Origin of the sequence: Exiguobacterium sp. NPDC077395 (assembly GCF_050269125.1) — a bacterium.
GTDB classification, from domain to species: Bacteria; Bacillota; Bacilli; order Exiguobacteriales; family Exiguobacteriaceae; genus Exiguobacterium; species Exiguobacterium aestuarii_A.
On sequence record NZ_JBNNHU010000001.1, the window covers coordinates 1979035 to 2001710 of the forward strand.

Here is a 22676-nt window from a genome sequence, read left to right on the forward strand (position 1 = left end):
ACGTGTAACTTCTATGAAGTTGTCACCGTGACGATTTCTTGTAAATCAAGTGAGTAAATGAGCGTCTGTTCGACGCGAACCTCCCAAATCGTCTCAATGGCCTCTCGGTACAGCTGCAACTGAATCGTGTATCGCTCACGGAGTCGCTCGTGTGCATCTTCACGAGATTCAGACAAATAGACAACGGCATCTGATTTATAATCCAACAGGACATACGATGTTCCGTCGAAATACAGACAGTCGATAATCCCTTGAATCAAGACATCCTCATCCGTAAACTGTCCATCCGGGTTGACTCGTTCAGCCGGTACGGTATAGGTGAACGGAAGCTCTCGCCACGCCGTGCCGCGCTCAAGCGCGCCAGCGAGCGCCTGCCCGACGTCGGTCTGGAAAAATGCTTCGACGTCAGGAATGGCAAGACGCGCCGTCTCAGCCTCGACCGGACTGAGCATTCCTTGCTGCTCCCATTTGTCGATTTGGTCGACAATCGGGTGATTCGGGTCAGCCATTTGGAAAATCAAATGTAACGTGGTCCCTCGTTCGGCACCGGTCTGTTTCACTTGACGCCATTTCGGTTCCCGATAAGGTGTATCGATCGGGCGAACCGGGTCTTCGAAGGCAGCTTGTTCCAGTTGCATCGCCCGTTTTAATTCCGTCACCGTCTGTTTCGCCGCTGTACGTACAGCATCCTGAGCTGGATAGGTATAAGTTAACGCTTTGTGGACGGCACGAATCGTCTCATCCTCATTTTGAATAGGGAAATCAATCGCTTCAAACCGTTGCACATGGTGGAGTTGTGCCATCATTTCTTGAAGTGTCGCAATCTCTGCAAGATCGTCTTCTCCAATCAAACGGTACGTCCACGAAGTCGATTCATAAAATGAAGCGGGTACCGTGAAGCCGAACGACTCGATAAATGTTGTGGCACTTGGCAAACGTAAGAGAGCCGGGGCAATCCAATCCAAGTACGTTTTCGCCTCTCGTCTCGCCTCACTCGCTAACAGTTCCCCAGATTGCCCGACCTGTAGCCATTGTTGGAGCTGCTTGGCTGAATCTCCAACCGTACCAACGAGAATGAGTTTCTCTTTTGCCCGTGTCAATGCGACATAGAGGACACGCATCTCTTCGGCTTTCATCGTCGCGTCCAAATCTCGTCGGATCATCTCTTTCACGAACGTTTCTGATTTCGTGCGTGTCACGACATCAATCGCATCGAGCGAAATCCCATATTGCTTATGGAAAATGACGCGCTGTTTCTGGTCGAGTGTATTGAACTGTTTCCCGAGCTGGGCGACAATCGTCACCGGGAACTCGAGGCCTTTCGATTTATGAACGGTCATGATGCGAACAACGTTCTCCTCATCGCCGAGAGAACGCGCCTCGGATAAATCTTCCCCTGTATCTTGTAAACGGTCCATGACACGTAAAAAGCGATACAGTCCACGATAGCCGCTTCGCTCATAAGAGAGGGCACGGTCATAAAGTGCTTTTAAATTTTCCTGGCGCCCTTTCCCACCAGGCAATCCACCCGAGAAGTCATAAAACCCGGTGTCGTTAAACAGCTGTTGAATCAATTCGGATAAGCTATGGTTGCGTGCATACGTACGCCAGAGGGAAAGACGATCGAGAAAATCTCCACACTTCACGCCAAGCTCGTCATCATCATCCGCTTTTGCTTTCAAGGCTTCAAAGAAAGAATCTTCGGATTCGAGTCGGATTCGTGCCAATTCCCCATCATCAAATCGGAACATCGGGGAACGGAGCGCACCGGCGAGTGGGATGTCCTGTAGGGGATTATCAATCACTTTCAAGAGAGCAAGAATCATTCGAATCTCTGTCGCTTGAAAATAGCCGCCATCTGAATCCGTATAAGCCGGAATGTTATACTGTGTCAAAATGTCCATCAACTGTTCAACCCGCCCTTTTTTCGAACGGACGAGAATCACGATGTCCCGGTACTCACAGTTTCTTAGTTGGCCCGTCACTTCATCCGTCACTTTGAACGGTTCTTCCCCAGATACTAATTCTAGGATTCGGGTTGCGATCGCTCGTCCCTCGACTTCCTGTTTCGATAATTCACGACTTGTGCCGTCGACGATCATGAATTCAGGATTCGCTGGAATCGGTTCATATTCACGACCCGGGACGAGCTGAGCGGCCTCATCATAAGCGATTTCTCCGACCTCTTCGTCCATGAGCTGGACGAACAAGTCATTGATGCCATGAAGCACCTCTGCCCGACTTCGGAAGTTTTGAGAGAGATCAATTCGTTTTCCCGTGTCCGCCTGTTTGAAACGCGTCGCCTTATCGATGAAGAGACCCGGCTCCGCATGACGGAATCGATAAATCGACTGCTTGATGTCTCCAACCATGAACAGGTTCCCAATCTCTTCCCGTTCATTTGCGACCAGGTTGATGATTGTCTCTTGAATTTCGTTCGTATCTTGATATTCATCGACTAGTACCTCGACGAAACGTTCCTTGTATAGAGCCGCGACATCAGACGGTCCATCCTCCTGCCTCAAGATGGCGAGCGCATAATGTTCCAAGTCGCTAAAGTCGACGAAGGCTCGGTCACGTTTCGCTTGCTCATACGCTGTTCCGAACGCGCGGACCGTTCGGACGAGCGTCTTGACGAGAGGTTGTTGCATCGCGACGCTCTCTAATAGATCCGCCCCACTGACACGTGCCCGTTCGACAGCTGCCGTCAACTTCTTCTTCGCTTGATCGTACGCCGGTTTGAGCACCTCATGATAAATTTGATGCTCTTCTTTTTTAGGGACGGCTTTCATCGTCCCAAACTTCATAGCACGTGCGGCCGTTTCAAGTTCACTCCAGACAATCTCTTCCCCTTCTAACTGTTCAAACGGGAAAATCGCCTGACGAATGTTTTCCGACTGCGGTTCATAGCCTGCAACCCGAAGTTCCGCCTCGAGCTTCCGAAGGTCACGCACCGCTTTTTCAATGTCTTGCCACAGCATGTGACCGAACTCGATGAGGATGGCTTCTTGATCCGGGTCATCGCCAAACGAATACATCGAAATGAGTTTGTCTAAATAGGCATCCGGGTCCGGGAGCGTACGAGCATAGTGATACAGACCGAGAATCAAGTCTTCGATTTCACTATCGCCACGGTCTGACGTATAGGCATCGACGAGGGCGAAAAAGTCCGTATCCTGCTTCCCGTACTCCTCTTCAAGCACCTCTTCTAACACATCATCTTGTAAGAGCACGAGATCGCGTTCTTCCGCAATCTTGAATGCCGGGTCGAGGTCTAACAAATAGTAATTCTCGCGAATCACTTCTAAACAGAACGAGTGGATGGTCGTAATGAGAGCCCGGTTCAACATTTGTCGCTGTTTTCGGACGTACTCATTCGTCGGGTCGTCGCGCAACGCCTCTTCGAGCGCCTTTGCGATGCGTCGCTTCATTTCTGCAGCTGCCGCGTTCGTAAACGTGACGACGAGCATACGGTCCGCCGTCAACGCATCCGTTTCGTCCAGCAATCGGCTAGACAACCGCTCAACGAGAACTGCCGTCTTCCCCGACCCGGCCGCAGCCGAGACAAGTACGTGACTTCCCCTCGCTTCAATTGCGGCGAACTGATCATTCGTCCATTTCACGGTCATCCCCTCCTAACTCCTGAAATACATCTTCTTTCTCTAACTTTTTCAATTTGCGTGGTTCATTCGCAAGCGCCTCGTCAAAATGGCAGACACTCTGGTACGGACACGTCTGACACGGTCGACGCTCTTTATATTCGTACGGCTCGACGTCAATCTTTCCTTCATACATCTCTTCTGCACTCGATTTGACGACGTCAAACGCATGGTCCATCAATTGTTCGAGTTGAGGAGGTGTGACAATCTTCTTCAACGTATTCGAATCAGGTGTGCCATCTTTTTTATATTTGACGGGGATGACAATCGATTTTTTCGAAGATCCTTTCGCAGAGCGGTCCATCATCTCCAAAATCTCCGGATCGTCGACCAACAACCCCTGCATCTGATAAGACTCCAAAACTTTCTGTCGCGTCTCTTCCTCAGAACCAGCAGGTGGGACGAGTGGGCGATGAACGTGGAAATACAGTGCCGCAGCCGGCGCTACGTTCTCTTTCGTCCATACCTCCGCCTGTTCAATCAGTACTTTCAAGTAGATGAGCATCTGCATGGCAAGACCATAATAAATTTCCGCGAAGTCGACTTCACGCTTGCTCGACTTATAATCGACGATACGAACGTACAGCTGATCGTGGACCATCGCCGTGTCGACACGGTCGATTCGGCCAATGAGCTCACACGTGGCCCCATTTGATAACGTGAATGAGACAGGTGGGAACTGCCCACTCCCGAATGCGAGTTCAAACGCTTTCGGGTCAAATCCGTCCCGTTTCGACTGTTCAATCAATACTTCTGCCGTCTTGCTGACGACGTCCGTCAATTTTTTCTTTAAATAGGCGTAACGATTTGAACTCATCAGAATGGCGTGTTGGATTTCAGGCGTCACGAGTTCTACTGCCTGTTCCGCTAAGTTCACACATTCATCAGGTGCCACATCTCGCCATTCTTTTCCGTCCATCTTCACCGTTTGTGACATATGTTCAATCGTCCGGTGATACAAGTTTCCGATATCCGGTGCCTCGAGTCGATACAATCGGCGTTCTTTCAGACGTAAGCCATAACTGGCAAAATGTTTGAACGGACATGCTTGGAACGTCTCAAGTCGCGAGACACTCGCCCGAATCGACGGTGTATAAAGAGATTTAGCCACATCGTCGTCTAGTGATTTCGGGATATTTTGATAGAACAGGGCGCTCGTCAACAACTGCAAACGTTCACGGCCGTCCGGATGTTTTAACAGTTCGTTATAGACGGCGAACCACATATCTTGAATCGGATAATGACGACTCAATCGTTGCAGTTCAAGAGCCGTGACCGCTGCCGTCTGGTTCACGTTCGTCAAAAAGGCGAACTGGTCACGTGGTCGGTGCTCTCCTGCTTCAGCAAAGTGTGTCTTGATGATGTTTTTGTGGAGACGCACCTTCAAATCAGCAATAAAACGTGCCGGTTGAACCGCCTTGCCGGTTCTGTCGACGAGGGCGTAGCTAATATAGAGACGCTCACTCGGTGCCGTCACTGCTTTATATAAGTAATACGTTTCATCATCAAACAAGTGCTCGGTCGCTTTCCCGGCACGCAGTCCGTTCTCATGCATGAAGTCCAAGTCGTGATCGGTCAACAGTTTAGACTGTGTCGTGACGAGAGGGATTTGATCTTCATTTGCCCCGAGCAAGAACACCACTTTTTTATCAATCAATCGACCACGGACATAGTCCGTTACCGTCAACTGATCGAGTGAAGGTGGGATGAGCGCATAACGTAGACTGTCTAGCCCAGTGTCCATCATCTGGAGAAACAGTTCCGTCGACAACGTCTCTTCCGGAGCTGCCGCTTCCAATTGTTCGAGTAGATGCAAGACCGCGTCCCACACTTGGGTATGCTCACGCGCTTCGAGCAACTGCGCTTCTTCAATCGCCTCGTCACGCCAATGCGTCAGACAGTCCGATACACCAATCCGCTCCAAAAAGGCATACATGGCATGCGTATAGGCTTGCATCGTCTTCGCCTGCTTCAAATCCGCTAACAACGGATCGAACGTTTCGATGACGCGTTCCCGGTATCGATTCAACTCCGCTTCGACGTCTAGCTCTTCACTCGTCAGTCGCGCTTCTTCACCTGTACGACGACGCAATTGCCATGCATCGTGCCAGTGGTAGTGTTTGATCCCGCGCTCAATGACGAATGCTTCGAGACGGTCAACTGACGTGCGTCGATGTGTCGGGTCGAGGACGACGAGTTCCGTCTTCAATGCGCGGAAGACCGCCTCCTCCCGATAGCTACGCAAGGCGATGTCGATGGTTGCTTTCAACAATTCGACGAGCGGATGGTCAAGCATCGGTTGCCGTTCATCTAGGAAGTAAGGAAGTCCCATCTTTTGTAACGCCTGCGATGCCAAATCGCCATACTCTTCGAGTGAACGTGAAATGAGCGCGATATCTCGGTAACGATATCCTTCTTCACGGGTGAGTCGAATGACTTCTCGAACAGCCGCCTCCACCTCGACAGTTCGGTCGACGGCAGCATGTAAATCAACGTGGTTCTCTGCCCCTGTATACGGCTCTGCCGTCATCTGGTCAAATGTCGCCTCTAAATAGCGAAGGCTCGGATGTGTGTAGCGATAGATGGAGTCATACGGTTTGTCGACCGATGGAAGTTGTCGTTCCGACAAAAGTTCTTTGAAGCGCATGAGCGTCCGTTGTGTCGGTCCAAACAATGGATCAGGGCGATACATCGATGAAGGGTCAAGCGTCAGCAACACATCGACGTCGACTTTTTCCGCAAGACCGACGAGGACGGCTAATTCCTGCTCCGAGAACTCATTAAATCCGTCCACGTAAACACGGACTCCCGTCAAATCCGTCTCGGGCAACAATTGCAACAGGACGTTGAAGTAATCTTCCGCATGCAGCGACTTCCCTTCTGTCACCTTTAAAAATCCTTCATAGATGATGGAGAGGTCCTGTAACTTCAAGGCACGGTGTTGCGCTTGTTCACTCAACCGCAACAGATGTTCAGGTTCGACAAGCCCTCGCTTCAACATCGAAATCAGTTGGTTCAACTCTTCATAAAATCCGAACTGGTTCATCGTTCGACGGAACAAGGTCAATCGTTCCTCGCTCATCTCGACGACTCTCCGCAACAACAGATGTGTCCCCGTCTGATCTAAAAATTGGTCGGTTGCCACTCCCGCATCCCGCATCATCAAAAATGCAAGACGGCGCATCGATAGTACTTGGATTCTTGTCGAGCCGCGTAGGTCGTCCACTGTCGCCATCTTCTTTTCCATTTCAAACGACATTTGGTCCGGCACGATCATATAAATCGTTGGTCCGCTCGGATTTTGTTTCAGTTCTTGAATGACCTGTTCGATCATCCGTTCACTTTTCCCCGTTCCCGATCGACCAACGTGAAAGGTTACTGTCATTTTAGCGAACACTCCTTCCCTTTTTTCTTTCATTATGAACCATCTGCTCTTATTTGTAGAGGGAAACCTCCTCTCTACCCTAGTCAAAAAAGTCACAGCTTGCATCATTCCCATTTTTAGTCGAAATCGATTAGACTGAACGTATGAGGGGGAATGAATGTGAGTGCCTATGAACAATTTGGAGGCGAAAGCGGCGTTCAACAACTCGTTGACGCGTTTTATGACCTCGTCTATGCCGACCCAATTCTACTTCCGCTGTTTCCGGAAGACAAAGAGCGGGTGAAGCAACACCAATTCGAATTTTTGACCCAATTGCTCGGTGGTCCGAAGTTGTATTCGGAACGTCGCGGTGGTGGAAATTTAGCGATGATTCATCATGAACATCCGATTTCTGAGACACATGCCGGACATTGGCTCGGATGCATGGAGCAAGCGCTCAAGACAGTCGATGCGCCAGAATCGATCAAACGTCAGCTCTTCCAGCGCTTGATCATGTCCTCTTCGAATGTCGTCCGCGTTTGCTCGCATCATTTTGAGTAGTCACAACTATAAAAAGTGGGTATGATAGGAAAGTAAGTAAAGGAGGTCGTTTCACATGACAGAAGAAGAAAAAAAAGAAGTCGTCTCATCTGAAGAAGAAGAGACAGAAGAAAAAGAAGAAACGGTAGTCCTCGCCGACGCGCTTGATGAAGCTAACGAAGCTGCTGAAGCAGAAGAAGATGAGGACGATGATGAGGATCAACCGGAAGAGAAGAACATGGATCACATCAAAGGCGTCTTCAACTACGATCATGAAAATGGTCGTGAGTACCGTGTCGTCTTTTACAACGATCGCAAAAACTTAGTGTTCCGTGAACTTGGAAACGGCAAAGTCGAATTTGTCGGACGCTTCACGGACGATGCATACGACGAAGAAAATGAGGCAGAAATGCGTGAACTCGGGCAACGTGAACTCGAGCGCATCCTCGCTGAACGCTTCAAATAAAAAAATCGCCGATTTTTTCGGCGATTTTTTTATTAGTTCTTTTTATTTCGTTTCTTTTTACGGAGTGCATATGCAACACCAGCAATCCCACCGACAACGGCAAGTCCAGCGACAACCGGAACGAGCACACGTTTCGTCGGAATCATCTCTTTCACACGCTCATACGGTGTTGGTGTCGAGAACTCTAACTGTACGGCTGTATCACCGTGTCCATGCGCCCGTGCCTTACGTGACGCATCCGTGACGACGACACGCCCTGTCGTCCAGCGACGGTTCCCATGCTCGTCCACATATGGACGACGTACACGTTTCACGTCGCGTACCATCTTCCCACGTGCGCGGTCCGGTCGAACGACACGCTCACTCGACCAAGAACGGCTCCCCGTCACACTGTATGCGGGTCGTACTTTACGGCGATTAAGCCAAGTATATGAATCGTTCATTTTCAATTCCCTCCCATACTGTTCAAAACCTCTCTTCTAATTATACCCATACAACATCACCCAAAACATGTGACAAATGGTTCAAAAAAAGATGTGACACCATACGGCATCACATCTTCAAGCTGAATCATTCTGTAAACGGTTTGTCCTTGTGACGGCGTTTCGCCAAAATCAGGTAGTATGCCGGAACAAGCACGAGAGTCAACACAGTCGAGAATAGAATACCCGATACAATACCAATCGCAAGCGGTTTGAAGAGCGGGTCTTCTCCAAGTGCGACCGGTAGGAGGGCAACGACTGCAGTAAGTGCTGTCAAGAGAATCGGACGAATCCGAGCACGTCCAGCTTCGTACACGGCGGTCGTGACCGGTAAGCCTTCACGAATGCGCTGTTCGATAAACTCGAACAGGACGACTGCGTTCCGGACGACGATTCCCGCAAGCGATACCATCCCCATCGATGCCATGAAACTGAACGGCGTCTGTGTCACGAACAACCCGACGACCGCTCCAGCAATCGCGAGATAGATTGTGAACAACACGAGAAGTGGTAATGACAATGAGTTGAACTGGAACGCGATGATCAAGTAAATCAGGAACAAGACGACGACGAACAATGTCGCAAGCTCTAAGAAGAACTCGTTCTGCGTATCACTCGCTCCGGACTGGTCAAACGTGATTCCTTCATCTTCTAATCCAGACTTCGCGTCATCCAACACTTGCTCGACATCTTGCTTGAACGCATCTTCATCCATGCCTTCACTCGCATAAATTTGGAGTGTGACCGAACGTTCCCCGTTCTCGCGAGGAATTTGTTGAATTTGCTCAGTCGTCGTTTCTGTCACGAACGTGCTAAGCGGTGCAACCGGTGGACCGGCTTCCGTTTCGACCGGGATTAAAATGTCATCAAGCGCAAGTGCCTCACGGTTCGCTTCCGCATCGATGACAATCTTCACGTCACGCTGTTCCACACCGTCATCGAACGTGCCGATTGGAATCCCGTCTGTGACGAGTCGGATTTGATCACTGATGGCTTTCGCTGTGACACCCGCTTGGGCCATCTCCTCACGATTTAGCTCGTATGTGAGCGTTTGGAACGGCTCTTTGATGTTATCGAGGACGATGGCACCATCGATTTCTTCCAAGTCGGCCTTCACTTGATCCCGTGCAGCGACGAGTTGATCAATCGTTTCGCTACGCATCGTGAATTCGACAGGAGCCGATGCCGGTGGTCCTTGTTGTTGCGTATCTAAGAAGATTTCTGCATCAGGATATGCTTCACGCAACTCATTCGTGTATTGATCAATCAACTCGATGGCATCGATTGATTCATTATCGACACGGACGACGACTTGCCCTGTGTTCTCACCGGACTGATCGAGTCCACCCGTGAATAGACCAGGAAGTCCACCACCTGCAAAGATCGATGTTTCAACGACCCCTTCTTCTTCCTGGAATCTTGCTTCGATTTCTTCAAGACGTGCTTCTGTCTCTTCTAAATCCGTCTGTACTGGTAACGTCACACTTGTCACGACTTCCGGACGGTTCGCCGCCGGGAAGAACTCAAACGGCGTGAGAAGAATCAAGCCATATAACGCTGTCGTGATGACGAAACCGACAATCCCGAACGTCCAAGGACGTTTCGCGACACTCGGTAACAGACGGTCGGCATAGAAGTTACTGAGACGATTGAGCGGTCCGCCGAGCCAACCCGGTTCACGCTTCGATACTTTCACTTCTTTTCGGTTCAAGCGATACTGCGCGATCGGGACGAGCGTCAAACTGATGACCATCGAGGCCAAAACAGAGAGCGCGAGCACCGTCGGCAAGGCACGGATGAAGTTTCCGTTCGCTCCAGATAGCAACGTGAGCGGAAGGAAGGCGAAGACGACCGCGAGTGTCGACGTGACAATCGAGCCCCATACTTCTTTCGTTCCCCGCACTGCTCCGAGCATCGCGGAATCACCACTACGGTACCGTCGTAAAATGTTGTCGTTGACGACGATCGCGTCATCGACCAAAATCCCCAAGGCGATGATTGCTCCAATAATCGAAATCTGGTTCAAGTCGACCCCGGTGAATTGTAATGGGATCAACGCGATCAAGAATGACAGCGGAATCGCCAAACTGACGATGATTGACCCAGAGAACGTGAGACCAATCGTTGTCACGGCGATGACGGCGATGATCGCGATAATGAATTCACGCGTCAGTGACGAGAAGATTGCATCGACAGCCTTCGCCTGTTCATAATACGGAACAAGCTCAAAACCGTCCAAATCTCCAAGACCGTCTTCCACTACCTCGTTGACACGGTCTTGCATCGTTGGGATATCTAAACCTGACTCAATCGGTACAGTGATGGAAACGGCTGGTTTTCCGTCTAATGAAACGAGGTCCGTCTCACTTTTCGCCGTCTCTTCAACCGTTCCGACATCTTCTAACAAGACTGGTTCTCCATTGAACGAACCGACAATGACTTGCTCCATGTCGTTCACATTCGTCAAGTTGTCGATCGCCAGTTGATAGATGCCTTCATCGGTCGATTGGCGACCGAGTGGTGTCGTCTTATACTCTTCGTTAATTGCTGTCAACACGTCAGGGAAGGCGAGCTGCCGTGCACTGAGTTCTTCGGAGTCGAGTGAGACGACATACTCTTGCTCCGGTAGACCTTTGACGGTGACCCCTGTCACACCATCTGTTCGCAGAAGGTTCGATTCTAATTCCTCGATGTCTGCACGAACATCCTCGAATGATTCACGATCATCTGCCGTCAATAAGTATGAGGCAACCGGTAATTGACCGAGCGAGTCATTGACTGTCGGTGCAAGTGCGTTTTCTGGTAGCTTTGGTGTCGCGTCAGACAAAGCTTGGCGTACGTTCGCCTGAAACTCTGCCTGGTCAGTCCCATCTGCATACTCGACCGTAATGTTTGAGAACTCTGAAGCCGAAATCGACGTCACGTTCTCTACTCCTTCTAGACTACGTAGTTCTTCTTCTAACACGCCGGTCACACTACGTTCAACCGTTTCGGCAGTCGCACCAGGATATGGTGTTTGAACGAGTACGATGTTGATTCCCGTTTCAGGAATCTCACGTTTAGGGAGCTGGAAGAACGTCAGCACACCTACGACGATTGCGACGAGAAGAAACACGATGACCAGTTTCCCTCGCTCAATCATTTTTTCAAAAAACATAAAAACCCCTCACTTTCGGAAGATGTGCAAATACACATATGATATCTCTTCTTCATCATAGAGGGGTTTCGTATTGAATTCAATCCTTAAGCGTGTTGCAATGTGCTGCCATGGAAACGTTTTTGAAAAGCGTATGATAATTCGATTGACCGTTGTTTTTGCCTTGCCACCGTATGGTCGGATACGTGAACCTTGACGGATTCACCTGTCAAAAACTGAATGAGTGTCTGATTTCCGTCTTTTTTGATGGCTGTCACGTGCTGAAAATTGATCCACGCACAGTCTGGGCTCTCCTTTGCAATCGTCGGAAAGAAGACCGCGTCAGCGTGCCAATCCATCACAACAGGTGTTTTCCGATGTGGACCCAGAACGTGACGCGCAGCCTCGATTCTACCTTGAATGCTCGATCCATAGTACAAACATGCATGTTCTAATAGGTCGATGGGTGACCCTTTCACTCGCATCACGCCTTCCGGTTGATACACGAGCGTCTCCGCTTCGCCAAACTCGTTAAATACAGGAATTAAAGCTCTCGTTTCATTGGTCAATCTACTCATCTTTTCATCCCCCATAACGTATGTAATGACTTACATGTCATTCATACCAGGATTCTGCACGCCCCGCAAATCGACTTTTTGACATTTCCCATAAAAAAACCAGCCGTTTCCTGGCTGGTTTTCAAAATCAAGCGTTAGATTTTAAAGCATGATTCGGTTTGAGTCGCGGAAAATAAAATCTCACCGCAGTTCCGTCTCCTGTATTTCGAAGGGAAACTTCCCCTGTGTGAAGTGTCACAATCCGTTGGACGATAAATAACCCGAGTCCGAACTTTCCTTGTTTGCCACGAGAGAACTGATGGAATAAATCAAGGCTCTCGTCAACGGGTGGCCCATCATTAAAGATGATGATTTCCACGCCAGACTCATCTCGGTTTAAGTCAATGCGAATGCGTGTCTCCGCATAACGAAGCGCATTGTCGAGAGCGTTCTCAAATGCGACCCGAATCTGTTCCCCGTCCCCGAGCATCTCTCCGCCTTCTCCATTGATTTCCCAATCAAGCTGTCCTCTCAGTTTAAAGCGCGCGACAAGGAGTTCCATCAATTTATCCAGATTGATTGGTTCAAGTTTCATTTCTTGTCCTTTGAAATATTCGAGCTTCGTCACATACAGCAAGTCGACAACTTTCTTTTCAAGTCGAGATGCTTCTTCGTCAATAACTTCAGAAGACCCTTTCAAGTCTCCCGTCGGATAGATCCCGTCCCCGATCGACTGGGCATATCCACGGATGACCATAATTGGCGTTTTCAAATCATGTGAGATGTTTTGGAGTAACGCTTGTTGAGCGAGATCCTGCTCCTTCAATTCCTTGCGCATCGCATCGATTGAATGGGCCAATTGTCCAAGTTCATCTTGTCGATCTAGCGGAAGAGCCGTCTCCCATTGGCGATTCGAAATTTTCTCGACCGCACGTTCCATCTCGACGATCGGTTTCGTCAACTGGCGAGACATGAGCAGTGCCGGGATGAGTGATAAGAGACTGATGACACCGATCAGAATTGAAATGCGCAAATACAACGTCGAGACTAATTCACGACGGTACGCATCCCAAGCGTAGGATGCTTGATAGACGATCGTACCATCATATTCATTTTGACGAATGATGTAATAGACGTCTTCCCCGTCAATCGTCGTCTGATATCGCTCGACTTGCCCACTTTGGTTCAACGCCTCCTGATACATGCGATTCGTCAATTCGAGCGGTGCCGATCCGTAGATGATTCGTCCGTTCGGAAGAAAAATCAATTGATTGACCGAACGCGACTCTTGCTGACGTCGATCATACTCGATCGGATTTTGCGGATAATTCTCCAACTCGTTCGTATTTCCCAAATAATAGTCTACATCTCGTAACGTCTCATATACTTGTTCATCGATGAACTGGGTAATAGAAGAGCGGACCGTGATCAAAATCATGAGCGCAAGGGTCACGATGATGAGAAGGATGAGCACCCAAATCTTCCACATGAGACGCTTCGGCTTGATGGCGTTCATCATGGTCTGACGAGACGGTAGCCGATACCGTAAAGCGTTTCGAGCTCGAGACGGTGCAATTTCTTACGAACGCGGCGCACCAAATCATCGACGACTCGGTCCGAACCGAAATAATCGTTCCCCCAAACTCCTTCAAGAATCTGTTCACGCGATAAAGCCGAACCCGGATGTTCGAGGAAGAGAAGGAGTAAGTCGAATTCTTTCGAAGTCAAATCAATCTCTTCATCCCCGTGTTTGATGAGTCGTTTGTCCGGATAGATTGTATACTCTCCGTACTCGATATGTTCATTCGACTTCGATCCGTAGACACGATCAATCAGTTTTTTGACGCGAATGACAAGTTCTCTCGGGAGAAATGGCTTCGCAATGTAATCATCCGATCCCATCTCAAGACCAATGATTTTGTCGATGTCCTCGTCTCGGGCTGAAATGAAGATGGTCGGTGTATTGGCATTGACGGCCTTGATTTGTTTCAGCAATTGAAAACCATCCAAGTCCGGCAGCATGATGTCAAGCACCCATAAGTCTGGCTGATCCGGGATCGCTTCTTGCGCGGATGTCCCGTCCGCGAATGAGCGAACGTTGTATCCTTCCTGTTCTAGATACGTGACGAGCATTTTATTCAAGTTTGCTTCATCGTCGACTAAGTAGATTGTATACATTCAAGTCACCTCAACACGTTTTTTCTCATCATATCAAACAATTGTCGTGAAATGATGGGAAAGGTTTAGAGTCAAAAAAAAGAAGGCAACGAAATCGCACCTTCTTCAACGTACTGAATTTGTTCGTAGCTGTTGCGCCAAAAACGCTGTGCCCCCACTAATCAACGCCAATACTCCACTGATCATGATGATTTCCATGATGTCCGCCTCCCGTTGATACCGATTCTCATTATCAACTTAAATATAGCACACATCCTATTTGTTGAATACAACAAAAAAAGTCCCGATTTCACTCGGGACCCTTCTTATGCCTTTACGTCGTATCCTTGCTCTTCGACTGCTTCGACCATCGCCTCGCGTGAGACAGAATCTTCGTGAATCACGTCGACACGATGCTCTTGAAGCGATACGGTTGCTGATTCGACACCGTTCAATTCGTTCAATGCTCCCTCAACGGCAGCTTTGCAGTGATTGCATGTCATACCTTCTACTGTTAACGTTGTTTCTTTCATGATGATGATCCTCCTTGTGTTTTTAATCGTAATGCGTTCAAGACGACAGACACCGAACTGAACGCCATCGCCGCACCGGCAATCCATGGAGCAAGTAACCCCGCTGCAGCGACCGGTATGCCAAGACTATTATAAGCGAGCGCCCAGAACAAGTTTTGACGAATGTTTTTCATCGTCAAGCGGCTCATATTCATCGCTCGACTCACGCCTTCAATATCTTGCCCTACAATTGTAACATCTGCCGCCTCGAGCGCGACATCTGTACCGCTACCGAATGCAATCCCGACGTCTGCGACTGCAAGGGCCGGAGCGTCGTTCATCCCATCCCCTACCATGGCGACACGACCTGATTGCTTCAAGCGTTCGATTTGGTCTGCCTTCTCGACCGGAAGGACTTCGGCAATGACTTGATGGTGTGGAAGGCCAAGTTCATCGGCAATCGCATAGGCGACTTCTTTTCGGTCACCCGTCAACACATACACGTCACGTGTTTGGCTAAGTGCTTGCACGACATCACGGCTTTTCGGTTTCAATTGATCTTGTAGTCCGAACGCTGCGACAATCCCACTCTCATCTGCGACATAGACCGGGGTCATCGCCCGCATCGACCAATCTGGCAAGTTATATCCGAGCTCTTCCATCATTCGAACAGACCCGATGATGAGTTCTTTCCCATCAACGACCGCTTTGACACCACGACCCGCTAGCTCTTCCACTTTCGTCACGATACCATCACCGTGTTCTCGACCGATTGCTGCCGCCAAAGGATGTGTTGATTGCCGTTCTGCCATGACAGCACGGCGGAGCGCCGCTTCATCTCCGAACGTTTCTACCACTTCCGGTGTCCCGTTCGTCAATGTTCCTGTTTTGTCAAAAACGACGATGTTTGCTTCATTAAGTGATTCGAGTTGCCCGCCACCTTTGAACAATACACCTTGTTCGGCCGCTCGTCCCGTTCCGACCATGATCGATGTCGGTGTTGCCAAACCGAGCGCACACGGACAAGCGATGACAAGTACTGCGATTGATGCGCGAATGGCCGTATCGATATCATTTAAAAGAAATGCCCAGACGGCAAATGTGACGGCACTTATGGCTACGACGATTGGCACGAACACACCAGAGATACGGTCGGCCTGCCGTTGAATCGGTGCCTTATCCGTTTGTGCCTGCTCGACGACACGGACGATTTGAGCGAGCATTGTCTCTTTCCCGACTCGTTCTGCCCGCATGAGGATTCGGTGGGACTGGTTGATCGTACCGCCGACAACTTCAGCATCGACCGTTTTCTCGGCTGGAATTGATTCACCCGTCAACATTGATTCATCAATGACCGTCTCCCCTTCGATGATGCGTCCGTCCACTGGAATCTTCTCTCCTGGACGCACAACGAGAACGTCACCTACTTTGACGAGTTCAACGGCGACAGAGCGTTCTTCTCCATCGACAAAGAGGATTGCCTCTTTCGCTTGAAGTGACAAGAGTGATTTCAACGCATCGGTCGTCTTCTCTTTCGCTCGTCCCTCTAACCATTTCCCGAGCAAGACGAGCGTGATGAGGACGGCACTCGTCTCAAAGTAGAGGTGTGGATTCATCGGGTGCACAATCATTTCAAAAACAGAGTAAAAATATGCGGCCGACGTTCCCGTCGCGACGAGTACATCCATGTTCGCCGAACCGCTCTTCAAGCTCTTATAGGCCCCTTGATAAAACTGTGCCCCAATCCAAAACTGGACGGGTGTGGCAAGAGCGAGTTGCCACCACGGGTTCATCAGCCACGGTGCATGAAATCCGAGTCCTGGTATATGCGTCAACATCACGAGGAGTAAAGGTGCCGACAATAAAGCAGAGATGATGACTTTCCGCTGTAATGGACGTAAGTCATGCGGTGGCGCCATCTCCACTTTTGGTTCAGCTCCGTATCCGATTTTTTCGATTCGGGCGATCAGTTCTTCTTCTGTAATGCCTTCATCGACACGAATGGTTGCCGTCTCGAGCGGCAGGTTAACCGTCGCTTCGACACCGTCCATCTTGTTCAACACTTTTTCAATTCGTGCCGAACAAGCCGCACAGGTCATTCCTTGTATGGATAACTCAACGGTTTTCATGAAATCCCTCCTTATTTTTTGATGCGGCTGACAGTCGTCATCAATTCATCAATGTAAGGTTCCATGTTTTCCGTCTCACTTGCATGAACCAAACACTTGCGCATATGACGTTCTAACAGTTGCATCTCGACTTGCTTCAGTGCGGCCTGAATGGCTGATGTCTGTGTCAAAATGTCTACACAATAGCGGTCGTTCTCGACCATCTTTTGAATCCCCCGGACTTGTCCTTCGATTCGTTTTAGACGCTTTCCGAGTGCCTCCCGTTCAGCATCATCACGCGGAACGAGTGGTTGGTCATGCAAAAATTCATCCATGTTGATCACCTCACCACCAATATACCCCTACCCCGTAACAGTGTCAAATGAAATGATAAAAAAAGGAACGACATGAAGTCGCTCCTCTCTGCTCAACTATTTTGGAATGCCTCGCTCTTCAAGACGGTTCGTAAAATCTTACCTGTCGTATTTCGCGGAAGCTCTTCGATGATTTCAATATAAGTCGGTTGCTTATATTTCGCCAACTTTGTTTGTGTGTACGCACGAATATCCTCTTTTGTCACGTCTTCATGTTTCGTGACGACGAACGCTTTCACCGCTTCCCCTTGCTCCGCATCCGGCACACCAATCACGGCTGCTTCCACAATATCAGGATGTTGATATAGAACTTCTTCTACCTCACGAGGGTATACGTTATAACCTCCTACGATGACCATATCCTTTTTCCGGTCGACGATATAGAAATAGCCGTCCTCGTCACGTCGAGCCAAATCTCCTGTATAGAGCCAGCCGTCGCGAAGCGTCATCATCGTCTCTTCCGGCAACTTGTAATACCCTTTCATGACGTTCGGTCCACGTACGATCAATTCCCCGACTTCACCGACGCCGACTTCTTCCCCAAGCTCGTCGACGACTTTGTTTTCGACATGAACGATTGAAGGTCCAATCGATCCCGCTTTTCGCTCGCCGTGGAGCGGGTTGAAGCAAGTGACCGGTGACGCCTCAGACAGACCATAGCCTTCGAGAATCTTACATTCGAACATCTGCTCAAACGACTCGAGCAGTTGGACCGGTAAGCTTGCCCCTCCTGAGACGAACACGCGGACATGTTTCAACGCGGACGTATAGGCCGGTACTTTCATCGCCGTCTGCAGCAAGAAGTTGTACATCGTCGGTACTCCCGCAAACAATGTCACACGATGCTTCGGCACCAAGTCGAATACGTCTTGTGGTGAGAACTTCGGTAAGATGACAATCGTAGCCCCACGAAGGAGTGGCGCGTTGACGATGACCGTCAAACAGAACACATGGAACATCGGTAATGCCGCCAACGCCTTGTCTTCCGGTGTGATGTCCAAATACTCTCCAATCGAATGCGCATTCGAGAACAGGTTCCGGTGGGTCAATAACGCACCTTTTGGTTTTCCAGTCGTTCCACTCGTATAGAGAATGACGGCGACCTCTTCTTCATCGACTTCAATGAACGTTCCTTCCGCTTGTGCGAACGCTTCCGCGAACGGGATAAACTCAATTTCACCTTCACGCTTCAATGCCGGTACATCCGCATAAGGGACAGAGATGACGAGTTTCAACTGAGGCAACTTCGAGAGTGCCGGCTCTGCCTGCGCGACGAGCGGTGACAATCCGACAATCCCTTTGACGTCCCCATCAAGCAGAATGTAGGCCATTTCATCAGGCGTGTATGTAGGGTTGATCGGAATGACGACCCCTCCACGTGACAACACGGCGAAGTACGCGATCAAGAACGCTGGGCTGTTGCCGAGAACAAGGGCGACGTGATCGCCTTGTCCAATCCCTTTTTGTTCAAGCGTCGATGCCATCGCCTTGACTTGCCCATAAAACTGTCCGTAACTCACTGTGTCTTCCCCAAACACATACGCTGCTTTTTGCGGGTGAGCGGCCACCACTTCTTGTAGTGACTTGACTAAGTTTGCCATGGTAATCCCCCTTTAAATGAATGATGATTCACTTTTGAGCCATAAAAAAGAGCACGTTGTCCGCGCTCTTTTCAATTACTTCTATTGTACATGAAATGTTTCAATAAGAAAACGCTTCCAAAAAGTTCGTCTGTAAGTGATATAATCCCGTTCGGCTTTGAACGTGAACGAGCGCTTGGAGTGACTCATCATCCATGAGCAAATCATCAATCAGTTTATGATAGCCCTGTTTTTTCGATTCATTCGTAGCCGTAATCAATAAAATCGCTTTCGCTTGAATCGTTTCTCCCGTGATGGTTTTTACTTCACACGGATTCAACAGGTGAAGCAGGGAAATGCCGTCTCGTTTCGCTATAGAGATGGGAACATCAATGACCGCAACTGGCACAGCGACATCACTTACCCCGGAAGGAATAATCGATTCTTGATCGAGAACAACTCGCGTAAATGAAGAACTGACCATGCCTTTTCGTTCTAATTCAAGACCTACCGCCATCATCGCACGTTCAAACGTCGCTTGTTCCGTCACCCACATCCGACTTGGATCCATCCATTCACTGAGCTTTCGATACATCGTTACTCCTCCTGTTTTGATCAGCCTCTACGAAAGCGTTTGCATAAATTATGATACGCCTTATTTTTTCTAGGTGCAATCCGTAGCATCATCGTTCACGAAACTGCCAAACATCTACAATCTGGTGCTATACTTTGGAGTGAAGTATTTTAGTCAGATGTATAGATTTTTGTGTTGAGGGGGGAGAACATTGCTCGAAAAACTTATCCATATTTTTGATTTGGACATTCAACATTCCGCTCCTGTTGAAAATTCATTTAGTTCAACTGTTTATCGGTGTGTGCAAGCTAATAGTGAGACTGTCTATATCAAAATCCCATTCTCGAAAGTGAAATTATTTCGTGAACTTAAAGCTTACCGACTTTTAAAAGCTCACATTCCAATTCCGACATTGCTAGACTTTTGGACCGGTGATGAACATTCAAGCGGTGCCCTGCTCTTGAAAGAATCAACCGGTGTACAACTTTCCGTAGATTCATCGGCCACAATCGCTTTTCAGGTGGGAGAAGTGCACGCTAAGATGCATTCCATTCCACCACCAACTAATCAAAAAATCACATATATCGAAAATGTTTTTCAAGAGTGGCCGCAATTTCTAGATCGTCAATTTTATAGTTTTGCGACAGATGCAAAGCCTTTGTTGGAGGAATCATTATATAACAAAGCCATTCATACTTTTGAAAAAATGAAACTGCAGCTCCCGGAACCTGATGGACCTAGTTTTATACATATGGATTTTAGACCAGGTAATATCCTCGTCACATCATCTGAAGTCTCAAGTTTGATTGACTTTGAAACCGTTCGTTTTGGTTCAACAGAAGTCGATTTCACTAAGATTTATCGGGACTATCTGAGTCATGACTTACAGTTATACGAAGCCTATCAAGAAGGTTACACAAGTATTCGACCATTGATCGATCTCGAACGCGTTCTTCCGTTTTATCGATTTACTGATGCTTTTAACAGTATTGGGTGGTGTAACCGTAGAGGACTTGAACAAAATATAGATTTTTATGAGAGAAACCTAGACATCCTTAAAGCAGAAATAAGTTAACCTTTCTTGAATCACATCAAAAAGGTGTTTCGGAAATTCATCCCGAAACACCTTTTTACTTTTAACTAATCAAATCAACCAATTCCTCAAGCTCAACATTTCCGAAGTAGTGCTTCAGATCGAGTTGCATCAATTGCTCGCGGATGGCCGCACGTTCGAAACGAGTCCCGACGAGCGCCTGCTCGACATCTTGGATGTCACCGACACCGAAGAAATCACCGTAAATCTTCGCCTCAGTGATCGTCCCTTTGTTGACGTTCAAGCGGACATCGATCGTCCCGATTGGGAAGCGACGTTTCGACTCGACATCAAACTTCGGCGATTTCCCGAAGTTCCAGTCCCAGTTCGCATAACGCTCTTTCGAAATATCGTGGACAATTTCCCAATCCTCGTCACGAAGCACGTAACGCTCTGGCTGCTCTCCATCGTAAATCGAATGGAGCAACGCTTCGACGAAATGTTCCATCTCCATCTCACGCTCTAAAAATTCAGTGATGTTCGCCACACGGCTACGGACCGACTTGATTCCTTTTGAACGCATTTTCTCTTCCGAGACGTTGAGCGAGTTGACGACTTCTTCAATGTTCGAGTTGAACATGAGCGTCCCGTGGCTGAACATGCGTCCGCGCGTCGTGAATTGTGCGTTCCCGCTGATTTTACGTTCACCGACCTGAATATCGTTACGGCCTGTTAGCTCCGCCTCGACACCGAGGTTACGTAACGCATCCACAATCGGTTGCGTGAACTTCTTATAGTTATTGAACGAGTTGCCATCGTCTTTTGTGATGAAGCTGAAGTTCAAGTTTCCTTCATCGTGATAGACGGCACCGCCACCAGAGAGGCGACGTACGACATCGATGCCATTCTCTTCGATGTACTTCAAGTTGACCTCTTCAGACGTGTTTTGGTTTTTCCCGATGATAATCGATGGACCGTTGATATAAAACAAGAAGTAGTCTTCATGGTCTACGTTCAAATGTTTTAAGATATACTCTTCGACCGCCAAGTTAAGCTTCGGGTCGCGGATATCTGGATTAAAAATAAATTTCACAGTCTATTTCCTCCTAGTCGGATGTTCGTTACTCGTATTATACGAGACGAGACGATGACTCGACAAATCTTTTACTTCCACTCACCTGTCATCACTCGTTTCAAGGCATTCGCCACCCCATACTCGTCGTGACGCTCTGTGACGTGGTCGCTGATAGCAATCAAGTCCTCATGGCTGTTCCCCATCGCAATCCCTTTTCCAGCCACTTTGAACATCGGTACATCATTTAAGTTATCGCCGATCACAACGACTTCTGATAAATCGATGCCATAATGTTCAGCGAGCTTCGTCACACCGTTCCCTTTATCTGCGCCGTGCGCCATCACTTCAATGTTGTCATTACCTGAAGATGTGACGTACACACCTTCGACTTGTGCTTCGATTTCTTTCCAAAGCGCCGTCATTTTCTCGAGATGGCTTGAGAACGCGATGAACTTATAGACACGTCCTGCTTCCTCACGAATGAAGCTCTCGATATCGTCGACAATCTTGACATCTTCATTGACGTAATAGCGATTCTTAAAGAATTCATACATCTCGAGCGAGCGGTCGTCACCATTCGCTTTCAAGTTTTTCATCGATGCTTCAATCAAGTCGCCACGGCTCGCCACGAGCCCAGCTTCCGTGTACATCTCGTAAAAGACGTCCGCATACTTATGGTCTTGATGAAGGACTTCGATGACCTGAAGTGCCTCTTCAATCGTCAAGTCGATCTCATGAAGGACTTCTCCTGATGTGTCGAGCACACGTCCCCCATTCGACGATACGATTGGGCAAGAAAGGCCGACCTCATCTAAGATTTGTTTCGCATTCACATAGTTGCGCCCCGTCGCAATTGCGAATCGAATGCCTGCTGCCTCTGCTTCACGAACGATTTCTGCCGTCTCGTTCGCAATCTTGGTGTGGTTGTGCAAAATCGTACCGTCCATGTCTGATACAAAAAGTTTATACGTTGCCATCTTCCATCACTCCTTTTCTCTTTCGCTTCTAACTATAACAAAAAGAGAGAGATTCGGAACAATCCGAACCCTCCCTTCATCA

Annotated in this window: 17 protein-coding genes; 3 read left to right on the forward strand and 14 right to left on the reverse strand. The window is 48.7% G+C overall.

All coding sequences use genetic code 11. The annotated features are described in order from the left end of the window. Positions 1–11: 11 nt before the first annotated feature. The gene (gene addA, locus ACQKD4_RS10130; RefSeq protein ID WP_427373219.1) at positions 12–3629 is read right to left on the reverse strand and encodes a helicase-exonuclease AddAB subunit AddA; all 3618 of its coding nucleotides are present in this window, start codon (positions 3627–3629) and stop codon (positions 12–14) included. Next, positions 3607–7044, reverse strand: a complete 3438-nt coding sequence (addB, locus tag ACQKD4_RS10135; protein WP_427373220.1) for a helicase-exonuclease AddAB subunit AddB — start codon at positions 7042–7044, stop codon at positions 3607–3609. The genes addA and addB overlap by 23 nt, the downstream gene beginning before the upstream one ends. Positions 7045–7197: 153 nt before the next feature. Here addB and ACQKD4_RS10140 point away from each other — a divergent pair, with 153 nt between their 5' ends. Both ACQKD4_RS10140 and ACQKD4_RS10145 read left to right on the forward strand, forming a co-directional pair. Further along, positions 7198–7584 carry a truncated hemoglobin gene (locus tag ACQKD4_RS10140; RefSeq protein WP_251125659.1) on the forward strand — a complete coding sequence of 129 codons (387 nt, stop codon included), beginning with the start codon at positions 7198–7200 and terminating at the stop codon, positions 7582–7584. A gap of 55 nt (positions 7585–7639) precedes the next feature. Continuing rightward, positions 7640–8029, forward strand: a complete 390-nt coding sequence (locus ACQKD4_RS10145) for a hypothetical protein (RefSeq protein ID WP_214761089.1) — start codon at positions 7640–7642, stop codon at positions 8027–8029. A 32-nt stretch (positions 8030–8061) separates the two neighbouring features. Here ACQKD4_RS10145 and ACQKD4_RS10150 read toward each other — a convergent pair whose 3' ends face one another. From ACQKD4_RS10150 to ACQKD4_RS10195, 10 genes are all read right to left on the reverse strand, one after another. Next, complete coding sequence (locus ACQKD4_RS10150; RefSeq protein WP_214696166.1) at positions 8062–8472, reverse strand: hypothetical protein; 411 nt, start codon at positions 8470–8472, stop codon at positions 8062–8064. A 127-nt stretch (positions 8473–8599) separates the two neighbouring features. Continuing rightward, on the reverse strand, positions 8600–11668 hold the full coding sequence (locus tag ACQKD4_RS10155) for an efflux RND transporter permease subunit (protein WP_427373222.1): 3069 nt from the start codon (positions 11666–11668) through the stop codon (positions 8600–8602). An 86-nt stretch (positions 11669–11754) separates the two neighbouring features. Beyond that, positions 11755–12225: a competence protein ComK gene (locus ACQKD4_RS10160; protein WP_214875202.1), complete on the reverse strand. Its 471-nt coding sequence runs from the start codon at positions 12223–12225 to the stop codon at positions 11755–11757. A gap of 127 nt (positions 12226–12352) precedes the next feature. Beyond that, positions 12353–13720 carry a HAMP domain-containing sensor histidine kinase gene (locus tag ACQKD4_RS10165; protein WP_427373223.1) on the reverse strand — a complete coding sequence of 456 codons (1368 nt, stop codon included), beginning with the start codon at positions 13718–13720 and terminating at the stop codon, positions 12353–12355. Further along, positions 13720–14382: a response regulator transcription factor gene (locus ACQKD4_RS10170; RefSeq protein WP_015880954.1), complete on the reverse strand. Its 663-nt coding sequence runs from the start codon at positions 14380–14382 to the stop codon at positions 13720–13722. The genes ACQKD4_RS10165 and ACQKD4_RS10170 overlap by 1 nt, the downstream gene beginning before the upstream one ends. 305 nt (positions 14383–14687) lie before the next feature. Beyond that, positions 14688–14894 (reverse strand): copper chaperone CopZ, encoded by a 207-nt coding sequence (gene copZ / locus ACQKD4_RS10175; protein WP_074032640.1) that lies wholly within the window; start codon positions 14892–14894, stop codon positions 14688–14690. Then, positions 14891–17002, reverse strand: a complete 2112-nt coding sequence (locus tag ACQKD4_RS10180; protein ID WP_427373224.1) for a heavy metal translocating P-type ATPase — start codon at positions 17000–17002, stop codon at positions 14891–14893. The genes copZ and ACQKD4_RS10180 overlap by 4 nt, the downstream gene beginning before the upstream one ends. A gap of 11 nt (positions 17003–17013) precedes the next feature. Then, entirely contained in the window at positions 17014–17316 is a 303-nt protein-coding gene (locus ACQKD4_RS10185) for a metal-sensitive transcriptional regulator (RefSeq protein WP_427373225.1), read from the reverse strand. Between the two features lie 92 nt (positions 17317–17408). Next, on the reverse strand, positions 17409–18956 hold the full coding sequence (locus ACQKD4_RS10190; protein WP_427373226.1) for a long-chain-fatty-acid--CoA ligase: 1548 nt from the start codon (positions 18954–18956) through the stop codon (positions 17409–17411). A 100-nt stretch (positions 18957–19056) separates the two neighbouring features. After that, on the reverse strand, positions 19057–19530 hold the full coding sequence (locus ACQKD4_RS10195) for a PTS sugar transporter subunit IIA (protein WP_427373227.1): 474 nt from the start codon (positions 19528–19530) through the stop codon (positions 19057–19059). Positions 19531–19720: 190 nt separating this feature from the next. Between ACQKD4_RS10195 and ACQKD4_RS10200 the strand changes: the two genes are divergently transcribed. Continuing rightward, a complete protein-coding gene (locus ACQKD4_RS10200) occupies positions 19721–20584 on the forward strand; it encodes an aminoglycoside phosphotransferase family protein (protein WP_427373228.1) in 864 nt (287 codons plus the stop codon). 61 nt (positions 20585–20645) lie between these two features. Here ACQKD4_RS10200 and ACQKD4_RS10205 read toward each other — a convergent pair whose 3' ends face one another. Then, complete coding sequence (locus ACQKD4_RS10205) at positions 20646–21635, reverse strand: lipoate--protein ligase (protein ID WP_074037667.1); 990 nt, start codon at positions 21633–21635, stop codon at positions 20646–20648. A 71-nt stretch (positions 21636–21706) separates the two neighbouring features. After that, complete coding sequence (locus tag ACQKD4_RS10210) at positions 21707–22594, reverse strand: Cof-type HAD-IIB family hydrolase (protein WP_214785398.1); 888 nt, start codon at positions 22592–22594, stop codon at positions 21707–21709. Positions 22595–22676 lie beyond the last annotated feature (82 nt).

Bases quoted from the DNA above. Each gene is read 5' to 3' on its own strand.
- addA (WP_427373219.1), bottom strand. From the start codon at position 3,629: ATGACCGTGAAATGGACGAATGATCAGTTCGCCGCAATTGAAGCGAGG.
- addB (WP_427373220.1), bottom strand. From the start codon at position 7,044: ATGACAGTAACCTTTCACGTTGGTCGATCGGGAACGGGGAAAAGTGAA.
- ACQKD4_RS10140 (WP_251125659.1), top strand. From the start codon at position 7,198: ATGAATGTGAGTGCCTATGAACAATTTGGAGGCGAAAGCGGCGTTCAA.
- ACQKD4_RS10145 (WP_214761089.1), top strand. From the start codon at position 7,640: ATGACAGAAGAAGAAAAAAAAGAAGTCGTCTCATCTGAAGAAGAAGAG.
- ACQKD4_RS10150 (WP_214696166.1), bottom strand. From the start codon at position 8,472: ATGAACGATTCATATACTTGGCTTAATCGCCGTAAAGTACGACCCGCA.
- ACQKD4_RS10155 (WP_427373222.1), bottom strand. From the start codon at position 11,668: ATGTTTTTTGAAAAAATGATTGAGCGAGGGAAACTGGTCATCGTGTTT.
- ACQKD4_RS10160 (WP_214875202.1), bottom strand. From the start codon at position 12,225: ATGAGTAGATTGACCAATGAAACGAGAGCTTTAATTCCTGTATTTAAC.
- ACQKD4_RS10165 (WP_427373223.1), bottom strand. From the start codon at position 13,720: ATGAACGCCATCAAGCCGAAGCGTCTCATGTGGAAGATTTGGGTGCTC.
- ACQKD4_RS10170 (WP_015880954.1), bottom strand. From the start codon at position 14,382: ATGTATACAATCTACTTAGTCGACGATGAAGCAAACTTGAATAAAATG.
- copZ (WP_074032640.1), bottom strand. From the start codon at position 14,894: ATGAAAGAAACAACGTTAACAGTAGAAGGTATGACATGCAATCACTGC.
- ACQKD4_RS10180 (WP_427373224.1), bottom strand. From the start codon at position 17,002: ATGAAAACCGTTGAGTTATCCATACAAGGAATGACCTGTGCGGCTTGT.
- ACQKD4_RS10185 (WP_427373225.1), bottom strand. From the start codon at position 17,316: ATGGATGAATTTTTGCATGACCAACCACTCGTTCCGCGTGATGATGCT.
- ACQKD4_RS10190 (WP_427373226.1), bottom strand. From the start codon at position 18,956: ATGGCAAACTTAGTCAAGTCACTACAAGAAGTGGTGGCCGCTCACCCG.
- ACQKD4_RS10195 (WP_427373227.1), bottom strand. From the start codon at position 19,530: ATGTATCGAAAGCTCAGTGAATGGATGGATCCAAGTCGGATGTGGGTG.
- ACQKD4_RS10210 (WP_214785398.1), bottom strand. From the start codon at position 22,594: ATGGCAACGTATAAACTTTTTGTATCAGACATGGACGGTACGATTTTG.